Here is a 12,878-nt window from a genome sequence, read left to right as displayed (position 1 = left end):
TGGAATGGATCAGGCCTTGGTAAACAGACCCTGATGAACGATACCAACCACCCGACTGGCGAAGGTATGTCCAAAGAACGGCGAATTTCTTGATTTTGAGTGCGTTTGGTCGTACGTCCAGGCACCGGATGGGTCAAAGAGCGTCAGGCTGGCGGGTTGCCCTTCGTCGATCCGCAGGGGCTGAAGCCGCAAAATCTGCCGGGGCCGGGTAGTCAGCTTGTCGATGATCTGTTCGATGGACAGGCCCCGCTTCTGCGAAAGGACCGATACTACGGCCGTTTCGAGCCCGATGATACCAAAGTCAGCCTGGTCGAACTCCAGGTTCTTGCTCTCCGCATCCTGCGGAGTATGATCCGATACAATGGCATCGATGGTACCGTCGGCCAGGCCAGCCCAGAGAGCGGCTACATCATCGGCCGGGCGGAAGGGTGGATTCACTTTCAGATTGGTATCGAAACCAGCCAGGGCCGAATCGTCGAACAGCAGCTGGTGGGCGGCTACGTCGCAGCTGATGCGTGCCCCCTGCGCCTTGGCCTGCCGGATCAGCTCCACCGACCGGGCCGTTGAGATGGTCGAGAAATGCAGTACAGGCGGCAGGGACCCGGCCTCATCGGTCGCAGGTTCGGTGGCCATTACGTAATCCAGCAGCCGCAAATCGCGCTCGATCATCAGTTCTTCGGCCAGGGCCGGTATGCCCTTCAGGCCCAGCAGGGTACTCTGAATGCCTTCGTGCATCTGCCCGAACCGGGTCAGCATCGTTTCTTCGGGCCGGTTCATGAGTAACCCGTCAATGGGCTGCAGGTACTGGAGGGTCTTGAGCAGCAGATCCGGGTTCTGCAAGGGATGATGCCCGTCAGAAAACGCAACCGCTCCCGCATGGTGCAGGTCGAGCATGTCGGTAAAGTCCTCGCCGGCTGCTTTTTTGGTAATCGCGGCAATCACATGAACGCTCACCGGCTGCCCCTCGGCCATGCGCCGAACGTAGCCCAGAGTTCCTTTGCTATCTATAGCGGGCTGGGTGTTGGGCAGTAGCGCAATGTCAGTGAAGCCACCGGCGGCTGCCGCCCGGCAAACGCTGGTCAAGTCTTCTTTATGCTCGAAACCGGGATCCTGAGCCAGTACGCGCAGGTCGACCCAGCCGGTCGATACGTGCAGGTTATCGGCTTCCAGTACACGTACACCGTCCTGGGCCTCCAGGTTTTCGCCGATTTGCCGAATCAGGCCGTTTTCGATCTGAATATCGCGCAGCTGGCCATGAAAAGGTGAGGCTGCATCAACAATACGGGCGGAACGAATGAGAAGTTGCATACAATGTCCCCTTGCCAGTTTTAACGGAAGGGGCCGGGGAGAGAGATAAAAAAGCTATAAAAAAGGCTCCACGGGCGCGTTGCCTGTTGGAGCCTTGTTCATGTTCCAGAAAAGGAATCAGGCACCAACCAGTTCCTGATAGGCGCCGACCGTCAGCAGACCGTCTTTCTGCCCGGCATCGACGGGTTTGAGCCGGATCAGCCAGCCTTCGCCGTACGGGTCGGTATTGACCAGCTCGGGCGACTTTTCGACGGCCGGGTTCAGCTCCAGCACTTCGCCATCGATCGGTAAAAACAGATCCGATACCGTTTTAACGGCTTCCACCGATCCGAATACGTCACCCTGCCTGAGCGACTGACCAAGTGCCGTAATGTCGACGAAAACAATGTCGCCCAGTTCGTGCTGCGCGAAATCTGTAATTCCGATAACGGCCGTACCGTCCTCGTCAATCCGAACCCATTCGTGATCTTGTGTGTAACTCAGTTCTGCGGGGAAATTCATGCGGAGGGTGATGATTTATATAGCCACAAAATACGGTAGCGGGTGCCGGATTTGCAAACACCCTATTTGGCCACGGCCGACTGGGTGGGGTTGAAAACGCCGAGCCGGTCGTTGCTTTGGCGCGCAATCATCCACTGCGGATAGGGCTTGGGACGCGCGCTGACGGCGTCGAGCTGTTCGAGCTGTTCGGTGGTCAGACTCACCTCGGTAGCGCTAATATTATCGTTGAGCTGCTCGGTGTTTTTGGCCCCGATGATGACACTCGTCACGCCCGGTTTGGCCAGCACCCAGGCCAGCGCAATTCGCGCTACCGATACGCCGTGGGCTGCACCAATCTCCTGCATCACCTCAATAATATCATACGCCCGTTCCTGATCTACCGGCGGGAAATCAAAACCCAGTCGGCGCGAATCGCCTTCGGGTTTGTTGTCACGCGTGTATTTCCCCGACAGGAAACCGCCCGCCAGCGGACTCCACGGCAGTATAGCCATCTGCTGATCCTGCACCATGGGTACGATTTCGTTTTCGAGGTCGCGCCCGGCAATGGAGTAGTAGTTCTGGGTCGATATAAACTTGGTCCAGCCGTATTTGTCGGCAATGCCGTTGGCTTTCATGACCTGCCAGGCTGCCAGGTTCGAGCAGCCGATGTAGCGCACTTTGCCGCTCCGGACTACGTCTTCGAGACCACGCATGGTTTCTTCGAGGGGCGTTATGGGATCAAATCCGTGAATCTGGTACAGATCGACATGATCGACCTGCAATCGCTTCAGGCTATCGTCGAGCTGCTGCATGATCTGTAGCCGCCCCAGCCCGACCTGGTTTTTGCCCTCGCCCATGCGCCCCCGCACTTTGGTAGCGATAATCAGTTCATGACGCGGTAGTCCCAGCATCCTGATCGACTGACCGAGCAGCGTTTCCGACTGGCCGAACGAGTAGACGTTGGCCGTATCGATGAAATTGATTCCCTGATCGAAGGATGTCCTGACGATGTCGTTAACGGCGTCCTGCTGGAGGGTACCCATAGCCTGCCAGTAGCCACTTCCGCCAAATGTCATCGTACCCAGACAAAGCTCGGACACCAGCACCCCCGTGTTTCCCAGTTGATTGTAGTTCATGTTGTTGTTGGTCTAAAGTTCAGTTTTGGGTCTGCCATAGCAAGTCATGGCCGTTAAAATGCTTCGCCGAGCGAAAAATACAGGCCCGTACCTTCGCGGGTAACCCCGAGGTCGGCGCGCAGGTAAACATCTTTCTTCTGAAAGAACAGGAACCGCACCCCGCCCCCGGCCGCCCACCGAAACCGGTCGACCTGCACCTGGCTGAGCGTCGGCGCTACGGTCCCAATGGCCGCAAAAAGGGTACCGCCCCAGCGACGGCTGAAGCCAAACGGCAGCCAGCGCAGCTCGGTCTGGGCAGCCAGCAGGTTTTTGTCCCGATACCGGCCAAGGTAATAGCCCCGCATGGTACTTTCGCCCCCCAGCAGCGCGAGGTTATTGAATGGCACCTCGCCACTCATAAACGTGCCGGTAGCCTGAAACGCCAGCACCCGGTTTCGCCGACCCAGCGGCCGGTACAGGCGCCCGTCGAAGAGCAGCCGCTGAAACCGGAAGTTGCTGCCAAAGGCCGGAACACTACGGAGCGCAGCAGCCTCGAAAAAAGCACCTTTCCGCACATTCAGTACGTTTCGCCGGTCATCGTATACCAGGGTCCCCCCCAGCTCCAGGGTGGTCGAGCCGGTGCCGCCCGCGGGCAGTTCGAACGAACCAGGGTCGACCCGCTCGAACGATACCCGCTGCAGGTTTTGAAAATCGACCTCGACTCCGGCGTACCAGTTTTCTATGATCCGGCGCATACCACGCTGTCTGATCTGTATATAGCTCGAGTTGACCAGGGCCGGGTCGTTGGGATCGGTATCGGGTCCGATGCCGTAATACAGCAGCGGAAACTGCTGGTACCGGGCCCGCCCCAGCAGGTAATAGGTGTTCTTGTCGGAATAAATGGCGTTTTCGAGCTGCGCCCCGAACTGCCCCCGCAAGGTGACGAATCCGTACAGGACGAGTTCGCTCAGGCGGTTTACGAGGGTATCGTTTTTGGCATAATACAGCGAGAAAACCCGCACCCCAAGCTCCAGGCTGGTCTCCGGCGAAAAGCCCGCCGTCGGGAAAGCCAGTATCTTCGACGAAGCCGCCGATGAGGTATCGTTGAGCGTATTGTAGATAAACCGGCCAACACCCCGCTGGGCTATTTTAGGAACGCGCTGCTGGGCTATCAGCGGTATTGCCGTGAGCAGCCCCAGCACCAGGCCCGCTAGTAGTTTTGAGTGAATCAATGGGTACTTGCTTTTAAATAAGAAACGGTTTTAAGCGATCTATGTTCCAGAAACGGGGGTGCAAAACAGAGTTGGTAACAGTCAGTTAGTCCGACACAAACGTAGACTCGCTTTGTCGACCGGTTAGCCAACCAAAACCCCTACGCAGCGGGTGAGTGGCCGGACCTTCTCTCCGCTTCGTTACCAACCGCCAGGCCAGAGCGTGGCATACCAGTCTCCCGACGGTTTGGTCTGATAACGGTTCTTTACGCGTCATTCGTTGCAACAAGCCTCCTCATTTTACTATTCTTTGCAAGAATTACTTCTGTTAGTATATGTATGCCCGGCATCGTAGAACTATTTCACCCGTTCTTATATATTCACTTTACAAAATGAGGCTATAGCTAAAACTGCTGTTTTCCTGGATCCACACTCCTGCCCCCAATCCACACCCTGTATGCTCCGGCTGTCTTTACGTCTCCTGATGGTTACCGCCCTCCTTTCTCTCCTGACGTCAATAGCGCAACCGATTAGTCAGCGGGAGACAGGCGCCGTTCAGCAACGCAGCCGTATCGATGAAAACACCCGCATTGTTGACCAAACGACCGGGAAACCGATCTCCTATACTGAGTATATGGCCCTGATAAAACGTTATGCGAACGCCTGTTACATGAAGCCAATGCCTGATGAATATGGTGAATTCCGCGCCTATAAAATCAGGCTAAAAACGGCCGAGGAGCGGGCCACTGGTCAACTCAACATGCGCGATCCTGTGCAGCAGCCTAAAATTGGGAAGCCTATAGAAGAGCCAGCAAGGCCGGCCGCATTGTATGGTGTATCATGTGCGGTGAGTTTGGCAGAAGGCCTTTGATTACCAAACTTTTCTGTCATTTCACAGCCACAACTACCTGATTACAATCACAGTACGTTCCTGTTCGGCTGTTTTTACCCTGCTGACGCAGGAAGCTGCTCTACTCAGCCAGATTGAATTTGACCTGCACCCCGCCCGAGGTAGTCGCCCGCCGGAACGAGTTCGATACAAGCGGGTCGTTGAAGGTCCGGTCGAAATAGAAGTTGACGTTCAGTCGGCGGCTAACGATGTAGCTAAGCTGTGGCCGCAGCTGGAAGTTGACGTTACCCGCCGTCAGAATCTGCTCCGCATCGATTTTGCGCTGGATAGCCCGGGTGTCGCGCAGGGTCAGGTTGGCCGAGAACGTCAGGTCGTTTTTCAGGCGCTTGTAAGCCCCGTTGATCCGGAACGGAATCCGGATGTTCTGCCGCGTGAACCCAATAGAGGCTGTCAGGTCCTTATTGCTCAGCTCGGCGACCTGAATGTTGGACAGGTTCAGCGCAATATCGCGGCTCTGGTTGTATTCGAGTCGGCCGCTGATCCGGCTTTTGGTCTGGAACTGCACCCCGATCATCGGCGCAAACTTCTCCGACATGGTGATGGTACTCATGGCAAAGACCGGTACGTACTGCCCCAGCTGGTTCACCGCAGCGCCCAGTGGGTACCCCTGCACAGCCAGGTTCACGAAGGCGGCTCCGTACTCCAGGTTGGAGATAAAGTTACCCACGCTGTAGTTGGAGGTGTAGCTGTGCGTGATGGTAAAGGCACTGAACCGCTTCCGGATGAAATCGAGCCCCGACAGTCCGTTGTAGTCGATGCGCCAGTTGGGCAGCGGGAAACTATAGAACGGCGACAGCTTTGCTTTTTCGATCGGCTGCCCACTGTAAGCCGCGAAGAAGGCCGGAATCAGCACATCCTGCGAGGTAGCCGTATAGATGCCCTGCCGGTCCGGATTCGCCTGGGTCAGCTTGTCGATGAAGTACTGCCGGTAGCTTTCGAACCGGTCGAAGATGGGCGAGGTGTTGTCGCCACGCAGTCCGATAAAAGCCGTCCGGAACGACCAGAACGACATCGAGAACTGCCCGTTACGCACCGGCGACTGGGTTTCGAAAGGACCACCCTGCGAGCCCGGCCGGAAAAACTCCTGGTACGCGTCGGTTCGGTCGAGTCGCCACTCTACCTGCATCCGGAAATCCTTGAAGGGCTCGAGCGTAGTACGGGCGTTGAATTTTTTGGTCAGGTTCTGCTGGAAGGCCGTATTCTGCACCGTACTCGGAGCCAGCCAGCCGCGTTCGGCCGCCCGGTACTGAATGGACCTGTCCTGACTGCCCAGTACAAACCCCAGTCCCGGCGCGTTGTTCTGGTCGACACCGAAATACCTCGGCGTCGGCAAAAAGCCCGGCAGGATGGTCGATTCCTGCACTGTGTACTGGAAATTGATCCCCCGCACGGTCAGCAGCGCCCGCGTGAAATTCTTGAGCACCCGGCTCTCGCTCCGCTGTATCTCTTCAATATCGCCGGGGTTACGGGCAAAGTTCTTCCGCACCGGCGCAGGTGTGTTGGCAAAACGCAGATAGCGGATTTTGTTGTAGAGCCGGATCAGATCGACCCGTCCCGTAATGCCCCGCTCGCGGTTGTTTCTGACGACGTTGCCAAACGGCACACCCAGCGTATCGGCAATCCCGAACGAGTTAGCCTGAAACTGATACCCTACCCCATATACGGCATCGGCGGCAATCCAGTCGAGCAGCGGAATTTTGTCGAGGGGCAGCCGGTAGGTGGCGCGGATGTCCTGCACGAAGTTCTTCAGTCGGCCCAGTCGTTTGAGGCTGTTGAGGATCGAGTCACGCTTGGCCTGGCTGTTGATGTCGCCCGCAGGTTCGTCGATGATCGAGTTGGCCTGCGACCGGTAGGTCAGCACCAGACTTCGGGTCAGGTTCCAGGTCAGGTCGTAATAGCGGTTGAACAGGAAATACTTCTCGAACTGCGCCGGAATTCCGTTCGTAGTCAGGTCGGACGAGCGCAGCTGGGTTTTCACGAAACTACGATCCAGGTCGGACCGGATACTGACCAGCGAAGGCAGCAGCGTCAGGTTAAAATCTTTAAGCCAGCGCAGGTAGGGCGCTTCAAAACTGGCTTTGTTCCGGAACGGCTCAAACGCTTTCGGCTGCCCGCTGAAGGTGTAGGCGATACCACCCCGCTGCTGCCGCTGCAGAAACTCGTCGGTCAGAATGTTGCTGCGCTTGGTATCGTTGAAGGCGTAGGTAAACGCAAAGTTCTCGACATCCCAGAAATGCGTTTTGGCGTTCGGGCTGGTCTTTACTTTTCTGACGTTCGAGAAGTTCAGCCCCCGGCGGGTGGTATTGTCCTGCACCATGCGTCGGTAGCTGTCGCGCACCAGTCCTTCGGGCAGGGTCGAGAGCGAGTTGTCGAGCGGCACGTCGGGGTCGAGCGGGTCGAAATGCGGATCTACGTTCCGGTAGTCGTAGTTGACGTACATCGGAATACGCAGCCCCCAGTTGGCGGGCAGGAACTTATCGACCGAAACGGCCGACGAAAGGCCAAACTCTTTGGTTGTTTCGCGGGCCCGTTCGCCGATGCGCGTCTGCACACCGCCAAAACCGAAGGTAGTAATCCGGCCCGAAGCCGTTACCGTGGCCAGATCGGCCAGCTTCATATTCACAGACCCTATTGCGGCCATACCCGCCTGCTGGTCGTAGCCGTTGGCGCGCAGTTCGTTGACCCAGATCGTAAAGGTTTTGGGTCCTTCGCCATCGCCGGGCTGGCGGGGGTTGCGCACCCCGATCATCACCGACTGTACGGAACTCAGGTCCGGGTTGCCGACTACCGTCAGTATGTACCGCCCCGTCGACGAAGGCAGAGTGAAGGGCAAAGAGGTTCGGCGGGTGAGCTGGCGGTTGCGCTCCGTTTTCAGATTGGTCAGCTCTTCCAGCGCGATATCGAGTTCGTTAGCCGATGGCCATACAACCTCGGGCGACTGGAGGCCTTCGGGCGTTGCCTGCAGGCGGGGAATCTCGATTTCGTAATAGTTATCGGTATAATCGGTACCAAGCCGGACGAAGGCCGATACCTGTTCATTTACGTTTTCATTCCCATCGCCGTGCATGTGAATGAACATCTTGAGCTGCTTACGGAACAGCAGGTCGAAATTTACGTTCCGGAACGCCCCGCGTGAGTCGCCGTCGCGGAGGTTGGTTACGCTCAGCCGCATCGACTGCTCGTTCAGCTCAACGGTGTTCACCTGCGTATAATCGCGGTCGCGCTGGTAGCCCGGCGGCACCGAGTACACGTATTTATTGCCCCCTGCCTGCGTAGCCAGGGCGCTGCTGTTTTCTTCTACGTTCACCGTCGAGACGGTAAAGTTGGCATCGTAGGGTTCGGGTACTTCCTGCAGGCCGCGCTGGTTCAGGTCGCCCAGGTATTTGCGGTACTGATTGGCTTCCATCTGCAACTGCGCAAACCGAAGCACGACCGGCTGATCAAAATCGGTCAGGTACATCCGCGCAAACCGGATTGATTTGAAGCCGTTGATGTTACCCACCTTCCGCAGATACTCGCGGATCGGAATCCGGTACTGATACCAGGTAACCGTACCGACGCCATCGGTCGGCACCGTCACTTTGTCGACAATATAGCCTCGCCCTACCTCGAGCTGGTCGGGCCGCAGATTCACTTCGTATTCGTAATAGGCTTCGTTATCGTTGATGGTATTATCGGCGTTGAGGTCTTCGATATCGGGCAGGGTCGTCGACGCGGGGGTCAGAAACTGGTTGGTGGAGGTATTCTCGGGCGAGTTGTTCTCCATACCCATGTAGTACTTATACCGGGCCACGATGTATTTCTGCCGGTCGGCCTCTTCGCCCAGGTAGAACCGGAAATCATCGCCCGAGGGGTCCTGTTCGATAGACGCGCGGGCCTCCGGGTCGGTAACCCGTGGCAACACCGCATCGAGGTAGCTTTTGAAAAACTGCTGTTCCGCTACCACACCCGGGGTCGAATTGGGGCGGCTGGTCAGGCCGTCGAGGCCGATATCCTGATTGTCGCGACCACCACTCTGGAACGCATTGGTCACAAACTGCTGCTTGGGCGCCCGGCCCCAGGGAGTCGACTCTACGGTACCGTTGCGGGTGCTGTCCAGGCTACCGTTGGCCGGGAAACCGTTCTCAAACGTATACCGGCTATCCTTAACGACATCTTCCGAAATATCGCCGAGGTTGAAGACCAACCTTCCACCCGTGCTGTTAGGCTGGTTTTTACTATCGTCAGCGCTGCCCCTTACTTTTCCGTTCTCTCCCTGCACGAACGGGTCCATGAGCCAGAACGTGAGGTTCTCTACGTTGGCATTGTCGAAGTCGTTGTCCGAGGCAATGGCCCGCGTTACGGCACCGAAGTTGCGCCGGGGATCGTTGTTCAGCGTACCGTCGGGTTTCAGGTTCGGGTTGTAGTTGTACATACCCCGCTCGCTGGGGAAGTAAGCCACGTCCAGAATACTCTCGGGCAGCTGTACCGGCCGGGGCGACCGACCCGGAAACAGATCAGTGGGCAGGAAGTACCGCTCGTATACGTAGTTCTTCACCTCGTCGGGATCGACATTCGAGACGGCGCCCTGCAAACCGGGGGTGTACAGACTCGGGTCTACGGAATAGACCGAAATACGGGCGCGGTTGTAGGCCGACTCCAGCGGGTTCTGGAACGACCCCTGCGGAAACTGCTGCGGGGTAGCCCCCAGGCGCCAGCGGGTGGGCTGGCGGGTCAGGTCGAAAATGGTTCGGGCGGCTTCGAAATCGTCGAGGTAGCTATCGCCCCGGGCGCGGGGGTTGGTTCCCGGAAACAACTGCGCCACTTCGGCACTGGCCTGAATGGTCGATATTTCTTTGGTCTGCACCAGCGGCAGGCCATCGAGCAGGCGCGTCAGGCCGGGCGAGTCTTTGCGGTAGTTGGCATGTAGCCCCAGAATGGAGTTATTGACCGGTTCGTTGCCAATGGCCACACGGGTCAGGAAACCGGCGGGGGTTTCGCGCATGTGCATGGCCGTCAGCCCGAAGTTGATATCGGGGGTGAGCAGGTAATCCAGCCGCGTACCGATCAGGGTTCGGATCTGGTTCTGGAACAGGTCGGGCTGCTCGAAGCTGATGCGGATTTCGCGGCCCGAGTTGGTCACGCTCTCGTTAATGATCCGCAGGCGCCCCGTCTGGCTTTCGAAGACATAATCGGCCCCCGGCATCATCGGCACGCCACCCGCCGTTACCTGTACCGACTGCTCGTTGACGCCATAGGGCAGTTGAACTTCGGCCCCATTGCCCGACTGAAACGAACCGCGCAGGAAGAACTTATTCCGGTCGGCCAGTTGCTGGGCATCGGCCAGGGTTGTCCGATACAGCTGATCGAAAACGTATTTGGAGCGCAGGTTATCTTCGTCGGCGTCGAACTGGCGGCTCAGGAACGACCCGAAGGGTTCCAGGACCGGGAATATGATCTTGCCATAGCGCGGATCGACGGTAATGTTCTCCACGTAATCGAAGTTACCGTCGGGCTGGGCGTCGAGCTGCTGGTTGAGCCGGTCCATATTGAACACCTGCACCAGCGGCCGGTTCTGCAGACGCCGGCCTTCCTGCAGGTTCGGGTTGTCGATACCGGTAACATCGTCTTTGTAAACAATACGCAGCTGAAAGCCCTGCCGGCTGATCTGGGCATTGTTGAGCGAATAGATGTTTTTCATCATCAGGTTCCACATCGGCAACTGGAGGTTGTTGCGCAGCGTGGCCGACTTCAGCAGCTTCAGCACCAGCACTTCGTCATTGCGCCGGGCCTGGTAGTCTTCCGTCAGTTCACCCACTTTATAGCGTCGGCCCTGGTAGGTATATTCGTAGGATACCGCCAGAATCTCGTCGTTGCGCAGGGGCGTCACGAGCGAGATATACCCCAGTTCGGGCTGTAGTTTGAACTCCCGGTCGGTCAGGCGTTTGGCACCCCGCAGCAGGTCGAAATCGGTGCCTTTGGTAAGCTGGTAATCCGTTACAAGCGCTTCGTTGGTCTGGTCAACCTGCCGCAGCCGGTTGTTGGCGTTACTCGTGAGCCGGTCAAACAGACCATTAGCGCGGTTATCGGACGGGGTGCGGGTGTTGCGGGAAAATGGTTGCAGGTTGGGGTTGTTCTGGCTGTAGGGGTTCCCTTCGCCCAGATCCTGGAAACCGACAATGTTTCGTAGCGTCTCGGTGGTGTTGGTCCGGTTGGTGACGTACACCTCCACCCGCGTTACGTTGACGCCCGACGTTACCTGCGGCAGCGTCTTGAGCGAAGCTTCGTAGTTGGACCGGAAAAACTGCGACAGGAAGAAGTGTCGGTTCTCGTCGTACTGATCGGCCCGCAGTTCGAATGGCCGGTTCGAGGTGCCGCCCCGCAACACGATTTCACTCTTCCGCGACCGCTGCTGCGAAGCGACCACCGTAGCGTTCAGCTTGCCAAACCGGAGCTGGCTTTTGATACCAAACAGGTTCTGCACCCCCGGAATGAGCTGGCTGTTGACGGCCCAGCTGATATTACCCACCTCAAGCCCCTGCAGGATACTTTCGTTCTGCGGCTGAAAAGCGGGCAGACCCGGTGCCTGGCCATTGACGCCCGGCACACTGGGTAAGGTAGGCGCATTGGGCAAACCGGGCAGACTGGGCATTCCCGGTAGCCCCTGCCCCGTTCCGATGCCCGGCAGGCTTCCGCCGGGCCGGTAGTTGACCTTCAGCGCGTTCTCGAAATTAAAGCTGGCTTTGGTGTCGAAGTTGGCCATCACGCCCAGCTTCTCCCCGATCTTGCCGTTGAAGTTGATGCTGATCTGCTCGTTGAACAGGAAATTTCCGTTCCGGCGCTGTCGAACCGGCAAGACGGGGTTATCGATAAACTGGTACAGATAGCCAAAGTCGAGCGTAACGAAGCCGTTCGGCTTGAAATCGATCTGGCTCCCGCCAAACAGGCGATCGATGATAGGCGGCAGTTCGAGTTTGGGCACCAGGCCACGCCCACTCAGCGCGCTTTGGCCATCGCGCCGGGCGCCGTATTCGCGCCAGATGCTTTGCTCGACCCGCTGGTTCTGCAGCTGGTTATACGTCGAAAACGGAATCGTTTCGGCCGGGCGGTAGGGTAAGCCATACTGCGAGGGGGGCAGCGCCAGCCCCGGCACGGCCCCCGATACGCCCACACCCGGCGTCGTAGTAGCCGATGAAGGCGTTGATATGCCCGGCGCGGGGACGCCATCCGTACGGCCCTGCACCGAATTGGGCGCAGGCGCCCCCGAAAGCGACACCCCCGTCTGTACACGTTCGGTAACGGCCACGCGCCCGTCGGGACTCAGCCGAAAATCGGTCGATACCCCTTTGGGATCACGAAGAATGAAAGGCGATTTGGAAGGCCGCTCCGAGAAGCGGGTGGCCCGCCGGTCGGGCCAGTTGATGGTAGGTCGGCGGTTGGCCGAACGGGCCGCCCGTATACTGTCAGTCCGGTTCTGTACGGCCTGCTTAATGGAGTCGGCGCGGGCAATGGCCCGTCGGCGCGCATCGGCCCGGGCCGAGTCGGCAGCGGCCTGTTGCTGCCGTCGCCCCGCGCCCCCCCGACGAGCGGGCGCTGCCGCTGGCTGGTCCTGCCCGAAGATTGTTCCCATACCCAGCACCAGACAAAACACCAGCAAAATCCATTCGCGCGAAACGAACAGAAGGTGGCTAGCGGTCAAGAAACGGGTGCTGACAGTAAAGTTGTGAACAAAGTAAGGGTTCACCATTGGGGTACTAAGCGGTTCAAAAAGGATATCGTACGGTACGTACTTCTTTCAAACGGCCAAAATCGGGCCAATCGTCTAATGAAGGAATAGATTTTTTGAAGAATAGCTAACTATATGGTTTTAGTCGC

General features: G+C 57.9%; 6 protein-coding genes. 1 reads left to right on the top strand and 5 read right to left on the bottom strand.

From position 1 onward, the window contains the following. Nucleotides 1-9: 9 nt before the first annotated feature. The 4 genes from B1C80_RS09110 to B1C80_RS09095 form a co-directional block, all read right to left on the bottom strand. Nucleotides 10-1,308 (bottom strand): dihydroorotase family protein, encoded by a 1,299-nt coding sequence (locus tag B1C80_RS09110; RefSeq protein ID WP_077920758.1) that lies wholly within the window; start codon nucleotides 1,306-1,308, stop codon nucleotides 10-12. 117 nt (nucleotides 1,309-1,425) lie between these two features. Next, nucleotides 1,426-1,809, bottom strand: coding sequence for a glycine cleavage system protein GcvH (gene gcvH, locus B1C80_RS09105; RefSeq protein WP_077920757.1), 384 nt, complete (start codon nucleotides 1,807-1,809; stop codon nucleotides 1,426-1,428). 62 nt (nucleotides 1,810-1,871) lie between these two features. Continuing rightward, complete coding sequence (locus tag B1C80_RS09100) at nucleotides 1,872-2,924, bottom strand: aldo/keto reductase (RefSeq protein ID WP_077920756.1); 1,053 nt, start codon at nucleotides 2,922-2,924, stop codon at nucleotides 1,872-1,874. Between the two features lie 53 nt (nucleotides 2,925-2,977). Beyond that, nucleotides 2,978-4,135, bottom strand: a complete 1,158-nt coding sequence (locus B1C80_RS09095; protein ID WP_236648697.1) for a BamA/TamA family outer membrane protein — start codon at nucleotides 4,133-4,135, stop codon at nucleotides 2,978-2,980. Nucleotides 4,136-4,571: 436 nt separating this feature from the next. On the opposite strand from B1C80_RS09095, the gene B1C80_RS09090 reads away from it, so the two are divergent. Further along, nucleotides 4,572-4,985 (top strand): hypothetical protein, encoded by a 414-nt coding sequence (locus B1C80_RS09090; protein WP_077920755.1) that lies wholly within the window; start codon nucleotides 4,572-4,574, stop codon nucleotides 4,983-4,985. A 100-nt stretch (nucleotides 4,986-5,085) separates the two neighbouring features. Here B1C80_RS09090 and sprA read toward each other — a convergent pair whose 3' ends face one another. After that, complete coding sequence (sprA, locus tag B1C80_RS09085; protein WP_077920754.1) at nucleotides 5,086-12,750, bottom strand: cell surface protein SprA; 7,665 nt, start codon at nucleotides 12,748-12,750, stop codon at nucleotides 5,086-5,088. Nucleotides 12,751-12,878: the final 128 nt, after the last annotated feature.

This window comes from Spirosoma sp. 209, from assembly GCF_002006735.1.
In the GTDB taxonomy this organism is placed as follows: Bacteria; Bacteroidota; Bacteroidia; order Cytophagales; family Spirosomataceae; genus Spirosoma; species Spirosoma sordidisoli.
Note: the sequence above shows the minus strand (reverse complement) of the source record. Positions and strands in the feature narration are given on the sequence as shown.

Excerpts from the sequence above, each read along its gene's own strand:
- B1C80_RS09090 (WP_077920755.1), top strand. The coding sequence starts at position 4,572 with ATGCTCCGGCTGTCTTTACGTCTCCTGATGGTTACCGCCCTCCTTTCT.
- B1C80_RS09100 (WP_077920756.1), bottom strand. The coding sequence starts at position 2,924 with ATGAACTACAATCAACTGGGAAACACGGGGGTGCTGGTGTCCGAGCTT.
- gcvH (WP_077920757.1), bottom strand. The coding sequence starts at position 1,809 with ATGAATTTCCCCGCAGAACTGAGTTACACACAAGATCACGAATGGGTT.
- sprA (WP_077920754.1), bottom strand. The coding sequence starts at position 12,750 with ATGGTGAACCCTTACTTTGTTCACAACTTTACTGTCAGCACCCGTTTC.
- B1C80_RS09110 (WP_077920758.1), bottom strand. The coding sequence starts at position 1,308 with ATGCAACTTCTCATTCGTTCCGCCCGTATTGTTGATGCAGCCTCACCT.